Origin of the sequence: Bordetella sp., assembly GCF_051960075.1 — a bacterium.
Lineage (GTDB): Bacteria > Pseudomonadota > Gammaproteobacteria > Burkholderiales > Burkholderiaceae_B > Bordetella.
In genome coordinates this window covers 1-24,271 of record NZ_JBQCER010000086.1, presented here as the reverse complement: position 1 = coordinate 24,271, position 24,271 = coordinate 1, and the positions used below count along the sequence as shown (strand labels likewise).

At 65.5% G+C, this 24,271-nt stretch carries 20 protein-coding genes; 7 read left to right on the top strand and 13 right to left on the bottom strand.

All coding sequences use genetic code 11. The annotated features are described in order from the left end of the window. Window positions 1-9 precede the first annotated feature (9 nt). Together ACTHJ1_RS14465 and ACTHJ1_RS14460 are read right to left on the bottom strand one after the other, a co-directional pair. Window positions 10-867 carry an ABC transporter permease gene (locus ACTHJ1_RS14465; protein ID WP_440193548.1) on the bottom strand — a complete coding sequence of 286 codons (858 nt, stop codon included), beginning with the start codon at window positions 865-867 and terminating at the stop codon, window positions 10-12. Next, window positions 864-1,931, bottom strand: a complete 1,068-nt coding sequence (locus ACTHJ1_RS14460) for an ABC transporter ATP-binding protein (RefSeq protein ID WP_440193546.1) — start codon at window positions 1,929-1,931, stop codon at window positions 864-866. The genes ACTHJ1_RS14465 and ACTHJ1_RS14460 overlap by 4 nt, the downstream gene beginning before the upstream one ends. 185 nt (window positions 1,932-2,116) lie before the next feature. Here ACTHJ1_RS14460 and ACTHJ1_RS14455 point away from each other — a divergent pair, with 185 nt between their 5' ends. After that, window positions 2,117-2,959, top strand: a complete 843-nt coding sequence (locus tag ACTHJ1_RS14455) for an IclR family transcriptional regulator (protein ID WP_440193544.1) — start codon at window positions 2,117-2,119, stop codon at window positions 2,957-2,959. A 127-nt stretch (window positions 2,960-3,086) separates the two neighbouring features. On the opposite strand, the gene ACTHJ1_RS14450 is transcribed toward ACTHJ1_RS14455, so the two are convergent. Next, a complete protein-coding gene (locus tag ACTHJ1_RS14450) occupies window positions 3,087-5,051 on the bottom strand; it encodes a SurA N-terminal domain-containing protein (protein ID WP_440193542.1) in 1,965 nt (654 codons plus the stop codon). Between the two features lie 107 nt (window positions 5,052-5,158). On the opposite strand from ACTHJ1_RS14450, the gene ugpQ reads away from it, so the two are divergent. Then, window positions 5,159-5,908 (top strand): glycerophosphodiester phosphodiesterase, encoded by a 750-nt coding sequence (gene ugpQ, locus ACTHJ1_RS14445; protein WP_440193540.1) that lies wholly within the window; start codon window positions 5,159-5,161, stop codon window positions 5,906-5,908. Then, complete coding sequence (locus tag ACTHJ1_RS14440) at window positions 5,908-6,768, top strand: 23S rRNA (adenine(2030)-N(6))-methyltransferase RlmJ (protein WP_440193538.1); 861 nt, start codon at window positions 5,908-5,910, stop codon at window positions 6,766-6,768. Before ugpQ ends, ACTHJ1_RS14440 begins: the two co-directional genes overlap by 1 nt. 20 nt (window positions 6,769-6,788) lie before the next feature. Here the strand turns inward: ACTHJ1_RS14440 and greB are convergent, their stop codons facing one another. From greB to ACTHJ1_RS14425, 3 genes are read right to left on the bottom strand one after another with little or no spacing between them, the layout of a single operon-like run. Next, window positions 6,789-7,352 carry a transcription elongation factor GreB gene (greB, locus tag ACTHJ1_RS14435; protein ID WP_440193536.1) on the bottom strand — a complete coding sequence of 188 codons (564 nt, stop codon included), beginning with the start codon at window positions 7,350-7,352 and terminating at the stop codon, window positions 6,789-6,791. Window positions 7,353-7,374: 22 nt separating this feature from the next. Then, window positions 7,375-8,217 (bottom strand): 3',5'-nucleoside bisphosphate phosphatase, encoded by an 843-nt coding sequence (locus ACTHJ1_RS14430; RefSeq protein ID WP_440193534.1) that lies wholly within the window; start codon window positions 8,215-8,217, stop codon window positions 7,375-7,377. A 5-nt stretch (window positions 8,218-8,222) separates the two neighbouring features. Further along, complete coding sequence (locus ACTHJ1_RS14425) at window positions 8,223-9,167, bottom strand: alpha/beta fold hydrolase (RefSeq protein ID WP_440193532.1); 945 nt, start codon at window positions 9,165-9,167, stop codon at window positions 8,223-8,225. An 89-nt stretch (window positions 9,168-9,256) separates the two neighbouring features. On the opposite strand from ACTHJ1_RS14425, the gene ACTHJ1_RS14420 reads away from it, so the two are divergent. After that, complete coding sequence (locus ACTHJ1_RS14420) at window positions 9,257-11,008, top strand: tetratricopeptide repeat protein (protein WP_440193530.1); 1,752 nt, start codon at window positions 9,257-9,259, stop codon at window positions 11,006-11,008. On the opposite strand, the gene ACTHJ1_RS14415 is transcribed toward ACTHJ1_RS14420, so the two are convergent. The 4 genes from ACTHJ1_RS14415 to ACTHJ1_RS14400 form a co-directional block, all read right to left on the bottom strand. Further along, window positions 11,005-13,461, bottom strand: coding sequence for a DNA internalization-related competence protein ComEC/Rec2 (locus tag ACTHJ1_RS14415; protein WP_440193528.1), 2,457 nt, complete (start codon window positions 13,459-13,461; stop codon window positions 11,005-11,007). The two genes, ACTHJ1_RS14420 and ACTHJ1_RS14415, sit on opposite strands and share 4 nt — an antisense overlap. 278 nt (window positions 13,462-13,739) lie before the next feature. Next, window positions 13,740-14,552 (bottom strand): TatD family hydrolase, encoded by an 813-nt coding sequence (locus ACTHJ1_RS14410; protein WP_440193526.1) that lies wholly within the window; start codon window positions 14,550-14,552, stop codon window positions 13,740-13,742. A 34-nt stretch (window positions 14,553-14,586) separates the two neighbouring features. Beyond that, entirely contained in the window at window positions 14,587-15,300 is a 714-nt protein-coding gene (locus ACTHJ1_RS14405) for an ABC transporter ATP-binding protein (protein ID WP_440193524.1), read from the bottom strand. Continuing rightward, on the bottom strand, window positions 15,293-16,531 hold the full coding sequence (locus ACTHJ1_RS14400) for a lipoprotein-releasing ABC transporter permease subunit (protein WP_440193596.1): 1,239 nt from the start codon (window positions 16,529-16,531) through the stop codon (window positions 15,293-15,295). Before ACTHJ1_RS14400 ends, ACTHJ1_RS14405 begins: the two co-directional genes overlap by 8 nt. A 127-nt stretch (window positions 16,532-16,658) precedes the next feature. Here ACTHJ1_RS14400 and ACTHJ1_RS14395 point away from each other — a divergent pair, with 127 nt between their 5' ends. Beyond that, window positions 16,659-17,612 carry a hypothetical protein gene (locus ACTHJ1_RS14395; protein WP_440193522.1) on the top strand — a complete coding sequence of 318 codons (954 nt, stop codon included), beginning with the start codon at window positions 16,659-16,661 and terminating at the stop codon, window positions 17,610-17,612. Then, window positions 17,594-19,297, top strand: a complete 1,704-nt coding sequence (recJ, locus tag ACTHJ1_RS14390; RefSeq protein ID WP_440193520.1) for a single-stranded-DNA-specific exonuclease RecJ — start codon at window positions 17,594-17,596, stop codon at window positions 19,295-19,297. The genes ACTHJ1_RS14395 and recJ overlap by 19 nt, the downstream gene beginning before the upstream one ends. A gap of 7 nt (window positions 19,298-19,304) precedes the next feature. On the opposite strand, the gene ACTHJ1_RS14385 is transcribed toward recJ, so the two are convergent. From ACTHJ1_RS14385 to ACTHJ1_RS14375, 3 genes are read right to left on the bottom strand one after another with little or no spacing between them, the layout of a single operon-like run. Beyond that, window positions 19,305-20,342: an ABC transporter ATP-binding protein gene (locus ACTHJ1_RS14385; protein WP_440193518.1), complete on the bottom strand. Its 1,038-nt coding sequence runs from the start codon at window positions 20,340-20,342 to the stop codon at window positions 19,305-19,307. 4 nt (window positions 20,343-20,346) lie between these two features. Further along, complete coding sequence (locus ACTHJ1_RS14380; RefSeq protein ID WP_440193516.1) at window positions 20,347-21,966, bottom strand: ABC transporter permease; 1,620 nt, start codon at window positions 21,964-21,966, stop codon at window positions 20,347-20,349. Beyond that, entirely contained in the window at window positions 21,966-22,964 is a 999-nt protein-coding gene (locus tag ACTHJ1_RS14375; RefSeq protein ID WP_440193594.1) for an iron ABC transporter substrate-binding protein, read from the bottom strand. The genes ACTHJ1_RS14380 and ACTHJ1_RS14375 overlap by 1 nt, the downstream gene beginning before the upstream one ends. Window positions 22,965-23,303: 339 nt before the next feature. On the opposite strand from ACTHJ1_RS14375, the gene ACTHJ1_RS14370 reads away from it, so the two are divergent. After that, on the top strand, window positions 23,304-24,271 hold a 968-nt coding region (locus tag ACTHJ1_RS14370; protein ID WP_440193514.1), incomplete at its 3' end, for a carbohydrate porin.

The following is a 24,271-nucleotide window of genomic DNA, read 5'->3' as shown; positions in this document are numbered from 1 at the left end:
CCGTACTCCTTAACCCAGCGTCTTCTTGTAGCGGCGTTCGATCATGCGGCTCCAGCCCAGCATGATGACCAGGTTGGCCGCCAGCAGAATGAAGGCGATGGCCGCGCCCAGCGGCCAGTTCAGCTCGGTCAGGTACTGGTCGTAGACCAACGTGGCGACCATCTTCACCCGACGCCCGCCCAGCAGGCCCGGGATGACGAAGGAGCTTGCCGACAGGCCGAACACGATCAGGCTGCCGGAAAGAATGCCCGGCATGATCTGCGGCAGCACCACGCGGCGCAAGGTCGTGAAGTGCGACGCCGACAGCGACAGCGAGGCGTTTTCCACCCAGGGGTCGAGCTTCTGCAGCGACGTCCAGACCGGAATCACCATGAAGGGCATCATCACGTGCACCAACGCGATCACGATGGCGGTCTCGTTGTACAGCAGCTTGACCCGGCCCACGCCGATGAACCGCAGCGCGTCGTTGATCAGCCCATCCGGGCTCAGCAGCATGCTCCAGCCGAAGGCGCGCACAACCACCGAAACGAGCAGCGGCGCGAGGATGACCAGCAGGAATAGGGAGCGCCAGGGCTTGCCCATGCGGCTCAGGATGTAAGCCTCGGGCGCGCCGACCAGGATGCAGATCAGCGTCACCAGCACCGACAGGCGTATCGTGCGCCAGAAGATGCCGTAGTAGTAGGGATCCTGGACAACGTGCAGATAGTGGGCCAGCGTGAAAGTGCCCGGGATCGTTCCCTTGTCCGGATCGAAGGCGTTGAACGACAGCGCCACGGTCATCGCCAACGGGATCAGCATCAGCACGATGAACAGCAGCAGCGCCGGGGCGATCATGCCCCAGGGCGCCCAGGCGATGCGGCGCTTCATGCGCCCTCTCCTCGCGACTCGCCGATCACGCGCACATTGCCGTCCTGCCAGTCCAGCCCCACGACCTGACCGATGTCGCAGGCCGGCCCGCCGTCGTTGACAGTCGATACCAGCAGATCGCCCAGCGGACTGCGCACGGTGTACATCCAGAGATTGCCGAGGAAAAAACGCTCGGCCACCTGCCCCTCGCAGCGGCCGGCGCCTGCCGAGGTACAGGTGATCTTCTCCGGACGCAGGGCCAGGACGACGGGGCCGGCGGCCGGCGCACCGGTGGGCGCAGCCATGCGCACCGGGCCGACCCTGGCCCAGGCGGCCCCGTCCGGCCCCGGCTGCACGACGGCCTGCAGCAGATTGGTTTTGCCGACGAAGGTCGAGATGAAGGCATTGCGCGGGTGTTCGTACACCGACAACGGTGTATCGACCTGCGTGATGCGCCCCGCTTCCATCACGACCACGCGGTCGCTGGTGGACATGGCCTCGGCTTGGTCGTGCGTGACCATGATGGTGGTCGTGCCCACCTTGCGCTGTATCTCACGCAACTCGAATTGCATTTCCTCGCGCAGCTTGGCGTCCAGGTTGGACATGGGCTCGTCCAGCAGCAGCACGGGCGGTTCGATGACCAACGCGCGAGCCAGCGCCACGCGCTGGCGCTGGCCGCCCGAGAGTTCGCGCGGGTATCGATCTGCGTACTTGTCCAGATGCACCAGCGCCAGAGCCTGTTCGACGCGCTCGCGGCGCCGAGCGGCGGGGATCTTGCGCATTTCCAGGCCGAACTCGACGTTCTGGCGCGCCGTCATGTGGGGGAATAGCGCATAAGTCTGGAACACGATGCCCAGACCGCGGGAATTGGCCTTGGTACGCGTGATGTCGACGCCGTCGAGCTCGATCGTTCCTTCGGTCACGTCGGCGAACCCGGCGATCATCTGCAAGGTGGTGGTCTTGCCGCAGCCCGAAGGCCCCAGCAGCGAGACGAACTCGCCCTTCTGCACTTGCAGGCTGAAGTCCCGCACGACATGCAGGCTGCCGTACTGCTTGGACACATGGTTCAGACGCAAAAAACTCATCACTCGATCTCCGGGACCAGAAAGGCCTCGCGCTGCGGAAGAACTTCATTTTGTTATTTCAATTATTAGAGATATGGGCATCGCATCACCTATATGGAAACCCTAATAATGGAAGATTTATTTAAAAAATTCTGTTTAACGGAATAAAATTCCTGAAAGACCATTCACCATTCCGCCCTATCGATATGCCCTCCTCTGCATCCAACGACACGCATCAGCGCAGCGCGATGCATCGCACCTTCCAGATCCTGCGCGCGCTCGGCGAGCAGCAGCGCGAAGGCGCGCGTGTCACGTACCTGGCAAAAAAGCTGGGAATGACTCAGGCCACCACCCACCGGCTGCTGCAGGGCCTGATGCAGGAGGGCATGGTGGAGCAGGACAAAAACAAGATTTATCGACTGAGCTTGGATCTTTTCTGTCTGGCCGCGCAGGCCGGCGCGGTAAGCGATCTGCGTTCGCTGGCCCGACCGGCTCTGCTGCGGCTGAACGCGAGCCTGAGCGATACGGTGCTGCTGCTGGTGCGTTCGGGCTTCGACGCGGTCTGCCTCGATCGCGTCGAAGGCCAGTACCCCGTGCGTACGTTCACGGGCGATGTCGGTGGGCGCGTCGCGCTGGGCGTGGGGCAAGGCGCGCTGGTCATCCTGGCCTATCTGCCGCCGGCCGAACAGGAAGAAGTGCTGCACTACAACCTGCCGCGCATCCGACACTACAACGTTTACGACGAGGTCTACCTGCGCACTGAAATCAAAAAAACGCTGGAACTGGGCTACAACGCCAAGAACAGCGGCCTGCTGCAAGGCATGGCCGGCATTGCCGTGCCGGTGTTCGACCGCAACCGCAATGTCGTGGCGGCGCTCTCGATCGGCACGCACGACAGTCGCCTGAGCGAGGAGCGCCTACCCATTGTTCGGGATATGCTGGCGCGCGAAGCCCTGCAGCTTTCCTCGCTGGTCAACCCCTTCGATCCCACGCTGCGCTTTCCCATGCACGCCATGACCGCCGGCTCTTCGGCCCAGCCGATCGCGTGAGCAGGCCGCACCGACCTATCGGCGATCATTCCTGAATCCCTGCGCGCACGAGACATTTATTTGCCGTGAAATGAAAAAGGCCGCGTACGACGCGGCCTTTTTCATGCATGCACCGACGCACGCGCGTCTACGTGCCGTCGGCCGAACTGTCGCCCTTGATGGCTTTCTGCGCGTCCGGCAGGATCTTGACGCCATATTGTTGACGGAGCAGCTGCAACAAGGCCTCGTCTTCCGCCTGCCCCCATGCCGAGGAAAGCTGCGCGGTCAGTCCTGCGCGATCGGCATCGCTTACCTTGCCCGCCTGGACGCTGTCCAGGCGCACCAGGGTGTAATCGGACCCCACGGACACACCCGTATAGGCCGGCTTGCCGTTCTGGCCCGGAGCGAGGCGCATGACGGCTTCGAGCACCGGACGCTGCATGCCCTGCGCCGACTGGCGCGACACCGTCACGGGGTTGCCGAAACCTGCGCCGGCATTGGAGTCGGGCGTCGCGGCCTGCAAGGCCTTGAGCGCGTCCTCGCCAGCCTGGCGTGCGGCCGCAGCGGCGCGTTCGTTGGTCAACCGGTCGCGGATGACGTTCTGCACGTCAGCCAGCGCGGGCACATGGGCGGGGATCATGTTGGTCACGCGCACGGCCAGCATGGTGTCGGGAGAAAGCTCGATCACGCCCGAGTTGTTCTTGTCGCGCAGGACTTCGGGCGAGAACAGGGCCTGGCGCACGCGCGGATTGTCGAGCAGCGCGGCATCGGGGCTGTCTGCCGCGGCGCCTGCGCCCGCCTGCACGGCGGGCAGCAGTCCGGTGCGGGTAATGCCGGCGGCAGTGCGCAGCTTGATGCCCAGCGCGTCCGCCGCGGGTTGCAGGCTGTCGCGTTGGTCATAGACCAGCTTGGTAAGCTGCGTGGCCATGTCGGAGAAACGCGTGGCCGCCAGCTGCTTGGTGATTTCAGCGACGATCTGGTCTCGCACCGCAGTAAGCGGCTTGACGACGCCGGGCTGGAAATCGGTGACCTTGATGATGTGAAAGCCCGCAGGGCTCTCCACCACGCCGGAAATCTGGCCCTTGGACAAGGTGGAGACCGCTTTGTCCAGGCCGGGCGGCACATTCCAGCCCAGGTCGCCGCCCTGCAAGGCAGAACCGGCGTCCTGAGAGAATTTTCTGGCCAGATCGGCAAACCCGTCGGGGTTGGCCTGGGCCTGGGCAGCCAGTTGCTCGGCGCGCGCGCGCGCGTCCTTGCGCTGCGCTTCGGTCGCGTTTGCCGGCACCGTAATCAGGATGTGACTGATGCGACGGCGCTCGGGCACGCTGAATCGGGCGATATTTTGCTTGTAATAGCTCTCGATATCGCTGTCCTTGACCTGCACGCCTTGCGTAGCGGCGGCCTCGTCGAGCACCAGATACTGGGCGCGCACCTGCTCGGGCACCTCGAGCTGCTGCTTGTTGGCGTCATACCAGTTCTGGATGTCTTGCTGCGACACCTGCACCTTGGCGCGGTAGTCGGCGGCCTTGAAGTCGCGCAATGCCACCACGCGTTGCTGGGTCAGCGTGGCGGCGATCGAATCGGCCACGGCAGACGGCACCCGTGCGCTGGAAGAAACGGGATCGAGCACCAGGCCCACCGACAATTGGCCGCGCAGATTGGCCTCGAAGCCGGCGGGCGTCAAACCCTGCGCGGCCAGTACCTGGCGATAGCGCTCGGGAGAAAAGCGGCCGTTGTCCTGAACCTGGGGAATGGCGGCAATGGTGTCGCGCAACATGCCGTCGGACACCGAGAAATGCGCCTTGGTGGCGACCAGCGCCAGCAGACGGCGGTTGATGAGGTCGTCAAGCAGTTGGCGGCGGGATGCCGGCGTATCGACCATGGCCGGATCGAACTGCGAGCCCAGACTGGCCTGCAGTTGCTCGATCTGGCTACGGTGCGCCGCGTCGAATTCCGAGCGCAGGATGGCCTGGCCGTCCACTTCGGCCAGCTTGGGTTCGCGATGCATGAAGCTTTCATAGCCCTGGATGCCGACCAGTGCAAAAGACGGCACGATCAGGATCATCAGGATGAACTGCATCCAGCGATTGTGGGTACGGAAGAACTCGAACATGGAATCCCGATTAAAAAAAGGCGAAAATTCGCCCTGGAACCTGCTTAACCCTGGGAGTTTACCGCGTTTCCCGCGCGCTTTTCCGCCCTTACCTTGGCCCCGAACCCATGACCTCGCCCCTCGCTCCCTGGCCTTACCCCGCTCACATCGCTCACCGCGGCGGCGGCAAACTGGCACCTGAAAACACCCTGGCCGCCATGCACGCCGGCAACCGCCACGGCTACCGCATGTTCGAGTTCGACGTGAAGCTCAGCCGCGACGGCGTTGCCGTCCTGCTGCACGACGACGATGTCGACCGCACCACCGACGGCCATGGCCCCGCCAAGGACAAGACTTACGCCGAGTTGGCACAACTGGACGCCGGCAGCTGGCACAGCCCGGCCTATGCCGGCGAGCCGGTGCCCACCTTCGCCGCCGTGGCCCGCTATGCCGTGGCCAACGGCATCGCCTGCAATGTCGAGATCAAGCCCTGCCCGGGCCGCGACGCCGAAACCGGCGAGGCGGTGGCCAGGCTTGCGCAGCGGTACTGGGCGGGCGCGCACAAGCGTCCGCTATTGTCGTCGTTCTCCGAGGAAGCCCTGGCGGCTGCTCAGGCGGCGGCGCCGGAGCTGGCTCGCGCCTTGCTGGTCGAAGCCGTGCCCGACGACTGGCTGACACGCCTGCGCAAGTACGACTGCGTCGGTCTGAACATCAACCAAAAAGACGCCACGCCCGAGCTCATCGCCGCCGTACATGCGGCCGGCTACCGCATCGCCGGCTGGACCGTGAACGACCCCGACCGCGCGCGTCTGCTGTTCTCGTGGGGCATGGACGCCATCTTCACCGACCAACTGGCGCTGATCGCGCCGACTGCCTGATGTTCAGCTACCGCCACGCCTTTCACGCCGGCAATCACGCCGATGTGCTCAAACACGCCATCCTCATCCACACACTGGATTATTTCAACCGCAAGGACGCGCCCTATTGGGTGATCGACACCCACGCCGGCGCGGGGCTATACCAGCTCGACGCCGATTGGTCGGCCAAGAATGCCGAGCACGATGGCGGCATCGCCCGCCTGTGGGACAAGACCGATCTGCCCGACTTGCTGGCCGACTATGTGGCCCGCATCAAGCAATACAACACCGACGACCGGCTGCGCTACTACCCCGGCTCGCCCTGGCTGACGCTGGACGCGCTGCGAGATAAAGATCGCCTGCGCCTCTTCGAGCTGCACCCCACCGAATCTGACGTGCTGGTGCGCAATCTGGAAAAGCGCGGCCGTGGTCCGCTGCGCCAGACCACGATCTACGCCGCCGACGGCTTTGAAGGCGTCAAGTCCCTGCTGCCACCGCCCACCCGGCGCGGGCTGGTGCTGATCGATCCTTCTTATGAAGACAAGCGCGACTATCGCCGCGCGTTCAACGCCGTTAAAGAAGGCGTCAAGCGCTTTGCCACCGGCACCTACGCCGTGTGGTATCCCCTGGTGCAGCGGGTCGAGGCCGGCGAACTGGCCCGCCAGCTGCCCCATTTGCCGGTCAAGAGCTGGCTGCACGCCACGCTCACGGTGCAAAAGCCGGCCGCCGACGGCTTCGGCCTGCACGGCAGCGGCATGTTCCTGGTCAACCCGCCCTGGACGCTGCACCAAGCGCTCAAGACGGCCATGCCGTATCTGGCGCGGGAACTTGCCATGGACGATCGAGGCGGATTCACGCTGGAATATCGCGAGAACAGCTAGGGCGATGCCGGCCCGAACGACTACTTCGGCTGCGCCTCGGGATAACGCACCTCGAGTATCTCCAGCTCGTCCACGCCGCCGGGCGTGCGCAGCGTCACCGTGTCGCCCTCGCGCGCCTTGATCAGCGCGCGCGCTACCGGAGAGATCCAGCTGATGCGCCCTGCCAGCGGCTCGGCCTCGTCCACGCCCACGATGGTTACCGTGCGTTCTTCGCCGGTGCGGTCCATGTAGAGCACGGTCGCGCCGAAGAAGACCTGATCGCGGTTGGGCTGCAGGCCAGGATCGACCACTTCGGCGATATCCAGGCGCTTGGTCAGAAAGCGCATGCGGCGATCGATTTCGCGCAGGCGTTTCTTGCCGTAAAGATAGTCGCCGTTCTCGGAGCGGTCGCCATTGGACGCGGCCCAGGACACGATCTGCACGACCGAAGGCCGCTCCACGTTCATCAGGTGCGTCAGTTCGTCACGCAATTGGGCATAGCCCTGCGGCGTCATGTAGTTGCGCGTGCCCGCGGGCAGCGCCTGCGCTTCGGGAACGCCGTCCTCGTCGTCGTTGTCGGACTCTTTGACAAATGCCTTGTTCATGTCGTGCCGGAATACGGATAAATCAGAGCCAGTCGTGCCAGACCGGCTTCAAGTCCGGCGGTAGCATCGGCAACATGCCCAGATCGGCGCGGCTGTCGCGCTCGCTATGAAAATCGGAGCCGCGCGAGGCCAGCAGCCCATAGCGGCGCGCTTCGCCTGCGTATTTGCGTGCGTCTTCGGGGCTATGGCTGCCGGTGACCACTTCGACGCCTTCACCGCCCAGCTGGATGAACTCGTCGAAGAGCGCGTCGAACTGGATCGCCGTGTATTTGTAGCGTCCGGGATGCGCCATGACCGCGCGCCCGCCGGCCCCGCGTATCCAGGACACGGCCTGCGCCAGCGTGGCCCATTGCATGGGTTCGTGTCCCGGCCCGCCATCGTGCAAGTATTTGTCGAACACCGTCTGCACATTGGGACAGTAGCCCTCCGATGCCAGATAACGCGCGAAGTGGGTGCGGCTGATGAGCTCGGGATTGCCGACGAACGTCAGCGCGCCTTCATAGGCGCCCGGCATGCCCAGAGCCGCCAGGCGCTCGCCCATGCGGCGCGCGCGATCGCCGCGCCCGGCGCGGGTGGCGCGCAGGCCTGCGCTCAAGACCGAATCCGACGGATCGAAATTGAGACCGACGATGTGCACCGTCTGATCGGCCCAGGTCACCGAAATTTCGACGCCGGTGATAAAGCGCATTCCCAATTCGCCCGCCGTCTGCCCCGCCTCGGCCTGACCGCCGACCTCGTCGTGGTCGGTCAGCGCCCACACGTCCACGCCGTTGGCATGCGCGCGCCGCGCCACGTCGGCCGGCGGCAGTTGGCCGTCGGACACGGTGGAGTGGCAGTGCAGATCGACGTTGAGCGGCATGTTCATGATGCTTATTTTAAGGACGAGCGCAGAAAAGCGGCTACGGGTTCGATCTGCGCCGGGGTCATCAGCGTCGGGGCATGCCCTACGCCGTCGAATTCGACCGAGCTTGAACGCGGGTTGCGCGCAAGCATCTCGGTCAGCGTTGCCGCCGTCAGCAGATCGGACTGGACGCCATGCACAATGAGTACCGGGCAGTCCAGCGCGTCGTAGGCCTGCCACAACAGCTTTTCGCCGGCAGCGTAAGTGTCGGCGTTCTGGGCCGCCAAAGCCGCGGCCAGGCTCAGGTCGTAATGTTTGACCCACCGACCGTCTCGCAGGCGAAAGACCCGGCGTGTGAAGGTCTCCCATTGTTCGTCGGTATGCGGACCGAAAGTCTCGGCGGTCTGACGCGTGGCCTGCACGGCCTCGGCCAGGGTGGCGAAGGCGACCGGCTGCCCCACATAGGCCCCGATGCGCCCCAGGGCCGGAATCTCGAGCCGCGGCCCCACGTCGTTGAGCACCATGCGGGTCAGACGCAAGCCGTGCGCGGGCAGTTCCGCGGAACAAGCGCCCGGGCGTGGATCGTTGGCACGCATCGTCGTCGTCATGGCGGAGGTTCCCGCCAAGGCCAGGCCGATCAGCCCGCCCATGGACGTGCCCACCCAATCGAGCGTCGCGGGACGCAACCGCGCCAACAAGGTCACCATATCGGCCACATACTGCGGCACCGTGTAGAAAGCCGGATTGAGCAGCCAGTCGGATGCGCCGCGGCCCGCCACGTCCGGACAGACCACGCGGAAATCGTCGGCCAAGGTCTGCGCCAACTCGTCGAAATCGCGCCCCGTGCGCGTCAGGCCGTGTGCGCATAGCAGCACCCGGTCGTTGTCCGGATCGCCCCATTCCCAATAGGCCATACGGTGCAGGCCCGCGGGGCTGGCGCAGGTAACGTAGTCCAGGCGGGGTTGCATGGGCATGGGGCGGCTCCGAATCGTACGCATAATGGATTTATCCATCTTACCCCTGTGCTCCGAAGACCTGCGGCGTCCCGGTAGAATCGGGGCGCATGAGCCTTCAAACCGCACTCGCGCACCATCAGGCCGGCCGCCTGGCCGATGCCGTGGCCATCTATCAGCAAATACTGGAAACGTCGCCCGACGATGTCGACGCGCTGCGCTGGTTGGGCAGCGCAACGGGCCAGATGGGAAATATCCCCCTGGCCGTCACGCTGCTGTCCCGGGCCCATGCGCTGGCGCCGGATAATGTCGAGATCCTGCTGTCGCTGGCCACCATGCAGCGGGCGGCTCAGGCCTACGAACCCGCGCTCGCCTGTTATGAACGAGCGCTGGCGCTGCGGCCGCAATCGAGCATAGCGCTTTATGGCAAGGGTACGACCTTGCAGCGCATGGGACGCGCGCAGGAAGCCATCGCAGCTTTTCGTCTGACCGTAACGCTGGCGCCCGACCATGCGCAGGCGCAATTGAGTCTGGCCGACCTGCTGCGCGAAAACGGTGCCGACGGCGCTGCTGTCGAAGCATATTACCGGCGGGCCATCACGGCGGCGCCTGATCTGGCCGCGGCCCACTACGGGCTGGGCATCGCGCTCTACCAGCAAGACCGCCTGCAGCAGGCGCATGCCAGCTTCGCGCAGGCCGTGGCCTGCCGACAGGATTTCGTGCCGGCGCTCTACAACCTTGCCCTGGTCAGCCGGCGGCTAGGCCGCGCCGAGCAAGCGCTGTCCTGCTATCGCCGCGTGCTCGAGATCGATCCGGAGCAGGTCGACGCGCGCATCAACCTGTCCGTGGTGCTGCGCGAGCAGGGCTTCGATGCCGAGTCCCGCGCACAATACGACCAGGCTTACCGCCGCAAGAATGTTTTCACGAAATTCACGCCGGGCGCCGTCAAGACGGTGCTGATTCTCTTCGATGTGGGCACCGGCAACATGAATCTCACGCATCTGTTCGACACGCGCGCCTCCAACCTGATCGACTGGATGATCGAATACGCGCCGCCCGGGCAGGAGACCCAGCTGCCGCCCTACGACCTGGTCTTCAACGCGATGGGAGACCCTGACATCACGACCCGCGGCGTAACCGCGCCGTTGCGCCGCTTCATCGCGCAGTGCACCCGCCCCGTGCTCAACCCTCCCGACAAAGTGGCGCGCACGGCCCGGCACCGCCTGCCCGAATTGCTCGGCGCAATCGCCAATCTGGCGATTGCGCCCGTGCAGCGCTATGCCGACGCGCAAGAGTGGGATCCGGACCTCGAAACCCGGCTGCCGCTGCTGCTGCGCCCCATCCACACGCAGGGCGGCGAAGGCATGGAACGCATGGACACGCCCGCAGATCTTCTGCGGCAACGCGCGCGGCAACAAGGCCCAGTCTATGTCTTCCCGTTCGTCGACTATCGGTCTGCCGACGGATGGTGGCGCAAATACCGTGTCATTTTCATCGACCGGCAGCCCTATCCTTACCACCTGGGCATCTCACCCGATTGGATGGTGCACTATTACACCGCCGACATGGGCGACCATGCCTGGAAGCTGGACGAAGAAAAGCGATTTTTGCAGGATCCGCAGGCCGAACTGGGTTTCGCCGCCATGCAGGCGCTGCGCGAGATCGGCGCACGCCTGGATCTGGACTACGCCGGCGTCGACTTTTCTCTGCTGCCTGACGGGCGCGTGCTGGTCTTCGAGGCCAATCCCACCATGCTGGTCCATCCCGAGAAAACGGATGGACCGTATGCGCACAAGAACGTCTATGTACAACGCATACTCGATGCGTTCGAGTCCATGCTGAACCGCCGGATCACACCTTAATCTGTTTCGGGCCGTGCCCCCGAGCGCGTATTCCACGGCAATAGAGTGTGCCAGTAGCGTCGATATGCGTCGCGCCTCGCCTGCACCGCAAGCCCCAGCCGTGTCGATTCGAACGTCACGGCGCCTTGCAGATCCGTGCGCCATACTGTGGCTCCCGTTGCCTGCCAACGCGATACGACTTGCGGCGATGGATGATGGAAGCGATTCAGGTAGCCGGCCTGCACGATGATTTGCGCCCGCCCGACAGACTTGACGAGCGCAGATCCGGACGACGTGGACGAGCCGTGATGCGGCGCCGCCACCACATCGACGGGCGGCAGCGCCGCCGCATAGCGGGCCTCCTGGGCCACGCCCGCATCGCCGGGCAGCAAAGCCGCATGATGCCTACCCTGCACCAACAGCACACAGCTGCGGGCATTGGTATCGAATCCGCCGTTTTTGCTCTTGCTTGGCATACCGGCCTGCGGCGGTGGGTGCACGAAGCTCAGCAGCACGCCATCGATTTCCCACGCCATGCCGGCCTCGCATGGCCGCTGACTCGCCGGCAGGCGCACTGGGTCAGGGCCGGGCTCTGCCAGGCGGGCTGCTTCGCGCTTCAAATGCTCGGCCACATCGAACGAGGCATACGATACGTCTACCGGAAGCGCCTGCAGGACGCCGCGCAGTCCTCCCGCATGATCCTGGTCCGCATGCGACACGATCAGCGCATCGACGCGGCGTACGCCGCGCGCGCGCAGATAGGGTGCCAGCACCCGTTCGCCCGCGTCGCCGCCGCCGTAATAGCGCGGGCCTGCGTCGTACAGCAGCGTATGGGTAGCGGTTTCGATGACGAGCGCGCTGCCCTGGCCCACATCCAGCGCCGTCATGCGCCAGTCGCCGGAATCGGGCCTGTCGGGCCGCCACAGCAAGAGCGGCGCCATGCCCAGCCAGCCCAGACGACGCCAGCGCCTGCCGCGGCCTTGCAGGGCAAGGGAGACTCCCCCCACGGCAAGCAACAGCCAAGGCCAAGGCGCGGCGGCGACATAAATGGATGCCCATTCGCTTCGGCCTATCCACCCCACCGGCTGCATGACCGCTGCAAACAAGCCATGACCCAGCCATCCCACGGCGCAGGCCGGGCCTTGCGCTCCGGGAATAATCGAGAGAAAGCCGCACAGCAAGGCCAGCGGCGTCACCACTGCTCCAACGACGGGAACGGCGATGGCATTGGCCAGTGGCGATCCCAGCGATATCTGGTGCAGGAGAAACGCCAGCAATGGCGCAAGCCCTACGGTGATCGCGCCCTGCGTCCTGCAAAATTCATCGAGCAAACGGCGTACGCGTTCACGCCAGGTCGCGGCGGGCTGCCTGGGTTTCGACGCCACGCGCATCAATATCGCCACCGCCCCGAACGACAACCAGAACCCCGCCGACAACATGGCCCAGGGATCGAGCGCCAGGACGAAGACGCCGGCGAGCAGCAGCAGACGCGAAGCACTCAACGGCAAACGCGCCAGCCCCGCCGCCGCCAGGCAAGCCAGCATGAAGAACGTGCGACGCGCCGGCACCCCCCAGCCCGCAAGAAGGCAATACCCGAAAGCCACGCCCAGCGCGGTCAGGCAGGCAGCCAGTTGCGCGGGCATATACTCCGCCAGGTTCACGCCGTGCCAGCGAACCCGCCGCCACAACCACGACATGAGCAGCCCACCCATGGCCGCCACCAGGGTAATGTGGGATCCGCTGATCGAGACCAGGTGCGAGATGCCGGTGCGATTGAAGACCTGCCAGTCCCCTGTCGCCACACCGGCCTGGTCGCCGATGGCCAGGGCGATCAGCACCGGACCGTAGCGCATGCCTTCCAGGGCGGCGCGCATGCCTGCGCGGATGCGATGGCGCAGCGTTTCGATACTCACGGCCACGGTGGCCCAAGGTTCGTCGGCGATCTTGCGCGGATTGCCGCGCACTGTGCCCTCGGCCCGTATGCCCGCGGCGAAACTGAGCAATTCCATGTCGGAAGCGTAAGGATTGGACTGCCCGTAGGGACGGCGCAGGACCAGGGCCATGCGCCAAAGGCTGCCGGGCAGCACCTCGGGCAACGCAGCCGCATTGCCGGGTCGCGCGTGCCAGGTAACGCGGATGCGTTGCGGTATGCCTCGGGGCCGGCCTTGATCCACTTCGGCCAGGAAGCGTCGGCCGCCGTCGTCGTCCTGCGGCAGCGTGAGAACGCGTACCCGCAGGCGTGTCACCTGATTCTGATGTTTCTCGGCCAGCGCATCGGCCAGACGCAGACGACCTTGCAGACAGGTATCGAACGAGCCTGCCAACAGACCCGCAAGCAGCAGACACACCGTGCCCATAGACCCTGTATGCGGCGCGGGCCGCCATGCGCGTGACGCCAGCGCCGACGCCAATGCCGCGCATGCCAGGACGGCAACGCCCAGGTTGCCGGGCAAGGCAGGCAGCCCATGCGTCAATCCGACGCCGGCGATGAACGCAAGAAGAAAGAGACGGCCGGAAATGGAAACCTCCGCAAAGGTTCCAGCCTAGCCATCGGCGGCTGCGCCCGCCAAGGCGGGCAGGCGCGCTTTTGTCACCGCCTGCCCGCAATCGTTCCTCCCTGGCAACGCCGTTTCAGGCGGAAGCCGCGCCGCGTACGACGCGGTTCCTGCCCGTGGACTTGGCTTCGTACAAGGCGTTGTCGGCCAAGACGTAGACCTCATGCTGGTCCGGCCTCGAATCGACGCACACCGCTTTATGCAATATACGAAGTCTGCAGGCGCGGCAGCACGCGAAGGGCGGTCCCGGTCGTGGCGCGAACGACTTGTTCGCGCGGTATGCCGCGCAGTTCGCCCAGCACGTCGGCGATCCGCGCCAGTTCGTGCGGAGCATTGCGGCGCTCGGGCTCATGCAGCCAGGCGGGAGGAATGTCCGGCGCGTCGGTTTCCAGCACCAGATGATCCAGATCCACGTCCACGGCATGACGCCGTATCTGCAAGGCCCGCGCATAGGTCATGGCGCCGCCCAGGCCCAGCGCAAAGCCGCGTTCGACGAAAGCCCGCGCCTGCTGCGCGCTGCCGTTGAAGGCATGGGCGATGCCGCCCGGCACGCCCGGTTTGCGGCGCAGATATTTGAGCAGCACGTCCTGCGAACGACGCACATGCAGCAAAACCGGCAGGCCGAATTCGGCAGCGATGTCCAGCTGAGCGGCATAGAAACGCTCCTGGCGCTCGCGCTCCAGGCCTTGTGAAATGTCGGGCACGAAGAAGTCCAGGCCGATCTCGCCTATTGCGACCAAACGCGGATCGCCCAGGGACTGCCGCACAAGATCGCGCAGCAGATCCAGGTCGCTGTCGGCGGCACCGCGCACGTACATGGGATGAATGCCCAGCGCATAGGCGCCGCCCGCAAAGGAATGCGCCAGATCGCGCACAACCGAAAAATTGGCCCGTTCTACAGCCGGAATGACGATGCTTTGCACGCCGGCCTCTCGGGCAGATCGGATGACCTGCTGGCGATCCGCGTCGAATTCGACGGCGTCCAGATGGCAGTGCGTGTCGATCAGCATGGCATCGGGCTCCATCCGGGTATGGCGACCAAACTCAGTCGGCGACCAGCTTGCCGCGCTCCATGTGCAGCACCCGGTCGGCGCGCGCAGCCAGTTCCTGGTCGTGCGTGACGATGACAAACGCCGTGCCCGACTCTTTATTGACGCGCGACAGCAACTCATAGATGTCGTGCGCCGTGTGCCGATCCAGATTGCCTGTAGGCTCATCGGCCAGTACGCAGGCCGGCCGCGTGACCAGAGCCCGCGCCAGGGCCACGCGCTGCCGCTCGCCACCGGACAGCTGGCCGGGATAATGTTCCGCGCGCGCCGCCAGCCCCACCTGCTCGAGCACCGCGCGGGCGGCGGCGCGCGCCGCCTCGCGGCCCTGCCGCCGAACGATCAAGGGCATGGCTACATTGTCCAGCGCACTGAACTCCGACAGCAGATGATGAAATTGGTAAACGAAACCCAGGCTGCGGTTGCGCAACGCGCTCTTGGCGGATTCGCCCAGCCCGGAGGCGGCCGTACCGTCGACGGTCACGCTGCCGTGGTCGGGGACGTCCAGCAGCCCCAGAATATGCAGCAACGTGCTCTTGCCCGAGCCCGAAGCGCCGATGATGGACACCATTTCGCCGCGCGCCACCGTCAAGGACACATCGGTCAGCACGTCGATGCGCTCGGGGCCCTCGTCGTAGAACTTGCTCAAGTGCTCGGCGCGCAAGGCCGGCGTGGCGCCATGCTCGGCTTGAACGCGGGAAGCTTCAATCATGGCGCAGCACCTGGGCGGGTTGCAGGCGCGAGGCGCGCCAGCTCGGGTAAAGGGTGGCCAGGAGGGACAACACCAGCGAAGTCACCCCGATGACCGCAATGTCCGGCACCTGCGGGTCGGACGGCAGTTCGCTGATGAAATACACCTGAGGTGCGAGGAAATGCACGCCGAAAAGATGCTCGATGAAGGGCACGATGGTTTCAATGTTGTAGGCGATGAGCGCGCCGAACAGCACGCCCGCGAAAGTGCCCGCTACGCCGATCAGGCTGCCCTGTACCAGGAAAATACGCGCGATCTCGCGCGGACCGGCGCCGAGCGTGCGCAGGATGGCGATGTCGGACTGCTTGTCCTTGACGGCCATCACCAGGGACGACAGCAGATTGAAAGCGGCCACTGCCACGATCAGCGCCAGGATCAGGAACATCATGCGCTTTTCGGTTTGCACCGCGGCGAACCAGGTGCGGTTGTTGCGCGTCCAGTCGCTGGCGATGACATAAGGCGGCAGCGTGCGCGACAGCTCGGCGGCGACCTGCGGCGCGCGCTGCATGTCGGCCACGCGCAGGCGCACGCCCGCCGAGCCGCTGTCGCGGAACATCTTGGCCGCGTCCTGCGTGTCGATGAACGCCAGCGAGGAGTCGTATTCGTAGTTGCCCGAAGAGAAGACGCCGACGACCGTGAACTGCCGCATGCGCGGCGCGAAACCTGCCGGACTGATGCTGCCCTGCGGCGCCAGCATCAGCACCGTGTCGCCGAGCTTCACACCCAGCGCGGCGGCCAGATCGCTACCCAGCACCACGCCGAAGCCGCCCGGCTTGAGGTCGTCGAGCTTGCCCGCGACCATCTGCCGCGGGACCTGCGACACGTTTCCTTCCAGGGCAGGATCGATGCCCTGCACTTGCACGCCGCGCAACGTCTGGCCGCGCACCACCATGGCCTGAGCCGAGACAAAAGGCGCCACGCCGCGCACTTCGGGGTTCTTCTTGGCGATATCGGCGTACTGTTGCCACTGAGGCAAGCTCTCTTCCGGCGAGGCGCCGGCAATGTAGAGCTGGATGTTGGGCAACACCGACAGCATGCGGTCGCGCACGTCTTTTTGAAAGCCGTTCATGACCGACAGCACGATGATCAGCGCGGCTACCCCCAGGGCGATGCCGGCCATGCTGGTCGCGGCAATGAAGGAGACGAAGCGATCGCGTCGCCCCTTGCCCGCACGCCGCCACCAGCGGCCCATGCCCGCGTAGCGGGCTCCTATCCAGAATTCGTAAGGTATTTTCAGCACGTGCGCATTATCCCGCAATTTTGACGACACTCCTGCGGGCAATCGATCTCATTGCCGCGGGGCGACTACAATCCTTTTCATGCTTATTGTGCTCGCGGGCGCCCTGCCCGACGCTTCCATCGCCGGCGAACTGGCCCGCCACCTGCCCCAGCGGGCGCCGACGCTACACGCCTGGCTGACCATGGGCCAGGCCGCATGGCAGGCTCACGATGCCCACGCCCAGGGCTGCACGCCCTTCGAGGCCTGGCAGCTCGAATACGCCGGCTACGACGCCCAGCCCGACCTGCCCTGGGGTGCGGGGCTCGGGCCGCTTCTGGCCGGCAGGGACGCCTGCCGCGACGGCCAGGCCGTGTGGCTGGGCGAACTGGTCCACCTGGCTCTGGGCACCGACCGCGCCACGCTGCTGCCGGCCGGGCAGATGGACGTGCGCGCCGAAGAGAGCCAGGTCCTGTTCGAAACCGCCCTGCCGCTCTTTCAAGACACGGGCTTTGCCGCAGAACCGCTCGATGCGCGGCGTTGGCGCCTGTTCTTGCCCGATGGGCTGCGTCCCGAGTCCGCCAGCCCCGAGGCCGTCGCCGGCCAGCCGCTGGATGCCTGGTGGCGGCAGGACGCCGCCACGCGCCCCTGGCGCAGGCTGCTGAACGACATCCAGATGGCGTGGTACGAGCACCCCGTGAACGAAGCCCGCGCCGCGCGCGGCGTGGCGCCGGTCAATGCGCTCTGGCTTTACGGCGGCGCCCGGCCTTGGCCCTCACCTGAGCAGCCTGTGCAGGCTCAAGTCTTCGACGGTCTGCTAGCTCCGCAGCGCGCCGGCGACTGGGCCGCCTGGCTCGAGACCCTCGAAGACCTCGACCGCAATCACTTGGCGCCGCTGGCGCGAGGCAAATACCGTCTGCCCGCGCCAGGCACCGAAATCCTGCTGCTGGGCGCCGACCGCCGGGCGCGCCTGCGCTTCGAGCCACGCGCCGGCCTGCTGCGCTGGCTGCCGCCCGTCAAACACAACTGGAACACCTGGTGGTCTCGCCCCGTCTGACCGTACGTCCTACCGACGCCCATGCGCGCCGCGCGCTCGAAGCCGCCGGCATCCATCCCCTGCTCTCGCGTCTGTGGGCCGCCCGCGGCGTCACGCATCCCGATCAGACCCGCCTAGCCTGGCCCGCGATGCTGCCGCCGAATCAACTCACGCAGACGGACCATGCCGCCGCCGTGCTGGCCGACGCCATCGGGCAAAACAAGCGTCTGCTCATCGTCGCCGACTACGACTGCGACGGTGCCACCGCCTGCGCCGTGGGCTTGCGCGCCCTGGCCGCCATGGGCGCCGACGTCGACTTCCTGGTGCCCAATCGCTTCGAGACCGGCTACGGCCTGTCGCCTGCTGTGGTCGAACTGGCCTTGAAGCACGCCAACGGCAAGCCTGACCTCATCATCACGGTGGATAACGGCATTGCCAGCGTCGAGGGCGTGGCCGCCGCCAATGCCGCGGGCATCGGCGTGGTGGTTACCGATCATCACCTACCCGGAGACCAGTTGCCCGAGGCGCTGGCCATCGTCAATCCGAACCAATCGGGTTGCGGCTTTCCGTCCAAGAACCTCGCCGGCGTGGGCGTGATCTTCTACCTGATGCTGGCGCTGCGCGCCGAACTGCGCGCGCGCGGCGTCTACGCGCCCGACGGCGGCCCGCGCCTGGACGCGCTGGCCGACCTGGTCGCGCTGGGCACCGTGGCCGACGTGGTCAAGCTCGACGCCAATAATCGCCTGCTCGTCACCCAGGGCCTGGCACGCATGCGCAGCGGCCGCCTGCAGCCGGGCTTGCGCGCGCTCTTCGCCGTCGCGGCGCGCGAGCCGCGCGAAGCCAACAGCTTCGACCTGGGCTTTGCCCTGGGCCCGCGCATCAATGCCGCCGGCCGCCTGGCCGATATGAGCCTGGGCATCGCCTGCCTTACTACCGACGACGAGGCACTGGCCCTGGACATGGCCCGCCAGCTCGATCAGATCAACCGCGAGCGCCGCGGCATCGAGGCCGAGAGGCGCGACCAGGCCATGGCCGCCATGGCCGCCGAGCCCGATGCGGCCGCGGGCGCCTCGGTCTGCGTCTACGACGAATCCTGGCATCAGGGCGTCGTGGGCCTGGTGGCTTCGCGGTTGAAAGAAAAATTCTGGCGCCCCACTCTGGCTTTTGCGCCGGCGGGCGACGATGAAATCCGCGGCTCCGGCCGCTCGATTCCCGACGTCCATCTGCGCGACGCGCTGGACCTGGTTTCCAAGCGACACCCCGGCCTCATCCGCAAGTTCGGCGGCCATGCCATGGCTGCGGGCCTGACGCTGGGACGCGACGACTTTGCCGCGTTTTCTCGCGCCTTCGACGCTGCTGTGCGCGAGCTCACCGGCCGCGACGCCTTCGAGCCGCTGATCGAAACCGACGGTTCGCTCGAATCAGGCTATGCCAACGCCGAAGTCGCGGGCCTGCTGCAGCAGCAGGTCTGGGGCGCCGGTTTCTCCGCGCCGCTCTTTCTCGACGAGTTCAGCGTGCAGAGCCAGCGGCTGGTCGGAGGCAAGCACATGAAACTCTCCCTGCAGCGCGACCGCCAACGCTTCGACGCCATCTGGTTCAACCACGACCAGCCGCTGCCCGATCGCATCCAGGCCGCCTACCGGCTGGAGCAGAACGTCTGGAACGGCATGGTCAACGTGCAACTGGTGATCGAGCACGCCGAATGAAGCGCGTTCAGGCGGGATAGGCGACCGCCGGACCGCATACCGACACCCAAGCGCGCGCGCCGGGCACGAGCGCGGACTGGCCGCTAACGCGGGCTGCGATGCGCTCGCCGCTGGCCGGCAGCGTCAATTGCACATTGGCATGCGCACCCATAAACACAATGCTCTCCACTTGCGCGGGCACCGTATCGGGCATGGCTTCAGGCAGCAGGAGGATCTGCTCGGGCCGCAACATCACTTGGGCGGGCCCCGACTCGGTGGCCGATGCCAGAGGCAGCGACCCCAGCGAACATACGGCGCGATGTTCCGCCACCACGCCTTCGAGTAAAACGGCCTCGCCAACAAAACGCGCCAATTCGCGGGTAGCGGGGGCCCGGTAGAGTTCTTGCGGCGTGGCGACCTGAGCCAGCCTGCCCTGCCACAGAACAGCGACGTGGTCGCCCATGGAAAGCGCCTCTGCCTGGTCGTGAGTCACCAGGATGGCGGTGGCCCCGGCAGCTTCCAAAGCGTGAACGACGGCATTGCGGGTTTCATTGCGCAGCGCCGCGTCCAGCGCGGAGAACGGCTCGTCCAGCAGCACAACCGAAGGCGCGGCCGCCAGGGCCCGGGCCAAAGCGACGCGCTGCTGTTCGCCGCCCGATAAATGCTGCGGAGGTCGCGCGGCATAGGTCTGAGGCAGTCCAACCAGTTCCAGCAGTTCGGCAACCCGATGATGCGCCCGGCGCTCCGCGCGGGGCAGGCCGAACACGATATTGTCGGCAACTGACAAATGCGGGAACAAGGCGCCTTCCTGTGCCACGTAGCCGATGCGGCGCTGCTCCGGCTGCACGTGCACGCCCGGGCCAGACACGGTGCGCTCGCCTATGCGTATTGTCCCGGCCTGGGCGCGCTCGAACCCGCAAAGCAGGCGCAGCAGCGTGGTCTTGCCGCTGCCCGAAGGGCCGAGTATGGCCGTCAGGCTGCCGCTGCCGATGCACAGGCTGAAGTCGGCAATGACCTGATGGCTGCCGAAGGCCTTGCTCAATCCCGCGATGTCCAGTTTGGCCATGAGTTCAAGTTTTCGATACGGCGGAACGGCCGAACAAAGACGTCAGTATCCATGATCCGCCCAGCGAAATCCCCACCAGCAGCGCCGCATACGGCGCCGCCGCGGCAAACGCCAGCGTGGCGGTGTCGTCCCATATCTGGGTGGCCAGCGTTTCCGTGCCGATGGGCGCCAACAGCAGCGTCGCGGTCAATTCCGTGGCGACGGATATGAACACCAGCGCCGCTGCGGCCGTCAGGCCAGGACCCGTCAGCGGCAGCAGCACGCGCCAGACCACCTCGTACCAGCGCAGGCCGAGCGAGCGAGCAGCGTCTTCCAGTTTCGATTGCACCTGGACCAGCGCGGCCCGCACGCTGACCAGGGCCAGCGGCAGGAACATGATGGAATAAGCGACGACCAGCAGCAGCGTGCTCTGGTATAGCGGCAGCAGCACGCGCACCGCCAGCGTCACGATGGCCAGCGCCAGCACGATGCCGGGCAAACCTTGGGAAAGATAAACCGTGCGTTCCAGGAAGACCGCGTAGCGGCCAGGATGGCGCACCAGCAGAAAACCCACGGGCAGCGCCAGAACGGTGGTCAGCGCGGCGCCGGCCACGCCCAGGCGCACCGAAGCCCAAGTCGCCTCCAGCAGATCGAACAGCCCCGAACTGGTCATCGACACGGCGGCGGCATTATGCTGCGTCAGCCAATAGGCTGTCATGCCCAGAGGCATGCCTAGGGCGAGCAACGCGATCGTCGCGCAGAGCGCGGCAGCCGGCCAGCGCGCTCGTCCAAGTTCGTAAAGCATGGAAAAGCGCTTCACACCGCGGTCGGCCCGGTCATAGCGTGCCGAGCCCAGCACCTTCCATTCGACGGCCAGGCAGGCCAGGCATAGCACGAGCAGCGCGCAAGCGAGCAGCGCCGCGTTCTCGCCGTTGAAACCCGTGCGATATTGCGCGTAGATCTGGGTGGTGAACGTACGAAACCGCAGCAAGGAAAAAGCGCCGAACTCGGCCAGCACGCCCAGCGCGACCATCAACATCCCGCCCAGCAGGGCCGGACGCAACTGCGGCAGCACGACACGAAAGAAACAGCGCCAGGGGCCGCAGCCCAAGGACCGGGCCGTTTCTTCCAGTGCCGGGTCCAGGCCCCGCAACGCGGCGCTCACCGGCAGCAGGATCAACGGGTAGTAAGAACTGGTCACCACCAGCAAGGCGCCGGTAAAGCCCTGGAATGCGGGACTCAAGGATATCCAGGCATAGCTGGTGATGAACGCGGGCACGGCAAGCGGGCCGGCAAGCAGCACCGACCAGGCGCGCCGACCGGGCAGATCGGTGCGCTCCACGAACCACGCCGCCATGGTGCCCAGCACCGCGCAAAGACAGGTCGTCGCGCCGACGATCAGCATCGTATTGAATAACAACTCGCCGACCAGCGGACGCCACAGCAAGGCGACGGCCCGGCCGACGCCCGCGTGCAGGGCCTGCGTCACGATGACGAGCAAAGGAATCAGCACCAGCGCTGCGCTGATGCTGGCCCCGGCGAGCAAGCCCCGGGGGGTACGCCCGCCGCCTGCGCGCCTGCGCGCAGGCATGGCAGGGTCGGACGGAACACCCGACGCAATTGCCTCGCCCGGCGCCATGCTCATTACAGCAGTCCTGCTTCGCGCAGCAGATCGCCTGCCTGGCTATCGTCGCCCAACTGCTGCATGGTCAGCGAGGGCGGTTGCAGTTGCTTGAAAGGCTTGAGCAGCGGATCGGGCGAGACACCGGCATGCAGCGGGTATTCGAAGTCGATTTTGCTCTTGGCCATCAGTTCCTGCGCGCGCTTGCTGGTCAGATAAGCGACGAATTTCTGCGCCAGGACAGGATCGTGGGCAGTCTTGAGCACCGCCGCGCCCGAAACGTTGACCAGCGCCCCGACGTCGCCGTTGGCGAAGTGATAGATGGCACTGTGCGTGCCCTTGTCGCCCATTTCAGCGTGCAGGCGGGCCCAGTAGTAGTTGTTGATGACACCCGTGGCCACCGCGCCGCTGTTGACCGCCGCGACCGCGCCTTCGTCGTCGTCATAGATCTTGGCGTTGGCCTTCAGGCCTTTGAGCCAGCTCAGGGCTTCGTCGCGTCCCTTGAGCGCGACGACCGCGCTGACCAGCGGAAGGAAATCGCCGTCGGCCGGAGCGATGGCGACCTTGTCTTTCCATTCGGGCTTGGCCAGGTCCATCAATGAGGCCGGCAGTTGCGCGGCCTGGATCATCGACGGGTTGTAAGCCAGCACGTTCTCGCGCGCCACGACGCCGACCCACGCGCCTTCGGGCGAGCTGTAGCGGGCAGGCACCTGCTTCAGCGGGCCGGCGCCAAGCTTGGCGAGCAATCCCTTCTCTTCGAGCAACATCAACTCGGGCGAATTCTCGGTGAAATAGACATCGGCGGGCGAATGGGCTCCTTCGGCAAGCAATTGCGCGGCAACTTCAGGCCCCTCGCCGCTGTGCACCTGCACCTTCGCGCCTGTCATTTTCTGAAAATCCGCCACCAGCAGTTTCACCAATTGGCCGTGCTGGGCACTGTATAGCGTGAGAGGCGCGGAAGAAGCTGCTTGCGCCGTACCCGCCAGCGCAAACGATGCGCCCGCGACCAGGGTGCCGGACATGGCGCCGCGCAGTGCGCGCGTCATCCAGCGGCCTACCTTGAAATGCTGAGTCATGAATGGGATCTCCGAAATAAGCGGATAAAAAGCGAATCATGGTCCGGACAGGCGCACGCGCCGATGCCCGGGGACAGTGAGGGGGCGTCAAAATCAACTGGAAATGATATTGATTCTTAAACTCCATACAGATTACCCGCCGTTCCCTTACACATAGGTTAATAAGTTCCAGATGAAATAAATCCCCTGGATTTAGTTAGCTAAATGTCAGCAAATTAATTTATTCTTAAATACAAACAACAACCATTCTTATTTGCTTTTATTATTCATCCGAGGAATTACATCTTGCCTAAACGCATCATCGGTGGCGCCGGTGCCGCCTGGGCCATCGTGCTGGCCACCGCCGCGCCGGCCTGGGCCGCTCCCGCATCGGAAGAGCCCGATCTGAGTATCCAGGCCCAACCCATCAACCAATGGACCGGCGTATGGACCCGCTCCACCCTGCTCGGCGACATGGGCGGATTGCGCACGTGGATGGGCAACTACGGCCTGTCGCTGGGAGTGACCGAAACCAGCGAATACCTCTACAACGCCGGCGGCGGCCTGAAAACCGGCGGCGCGTACGACGGCCTGACCACGGCGACCCTGCAGCTGGACACGCAAAAGGCCTTTGGCTGGCAAGGCGGCACGTTCAACGCCAGCTTTATGAACCTGCACGGCAGCGACCTGAGCCAGACCAATCTGGGCTCGCTCAATACCGTCAGCGGCATCGAACAGCCCCAGAACTGGACGCGCCTGTGGGAGCTCTGGTACGACCAGAAGCTCCCGGGCAATCACTTCGACGTGAAGATAGGCCAGCAGAGTCTCGACCAGGAATTCATGACGAGCCAGAACGCCGGGCTCTTCGTGAATACGATGATGGGCTGGCCCGGCGTGCCCTCCTACGACATGCCCAACGGCGGCCCGGCCTATCCGCTCTCGGCCCTGGGCGTGCGCCTGCGCGCCCAGATCACCCCCTCGCTCACTGCGCTGGTCGGGGTGTTCGACGGCAATCCGCTGGGCAACGATCCGAGCAACCTGCACGGCACGAATTTCAACGTCCAGAACAGCGCGCTGTTCATCGGCGAACTGCAGTACTCGATCAACGGCGGCACCGCCAGCGAAGGCGGCATGGTCTCGCCCGACAGCTATGGCCTGCCCGGCGTCTACAAAGTCGGCGTCTGGTACAACACCGGCTCGTTCGCCGATCAGCGCTACGACAACACCGGCCTGTCGCTGGCCGACCCCAACTCGAGCGGCGTCGCGCAGCAGCA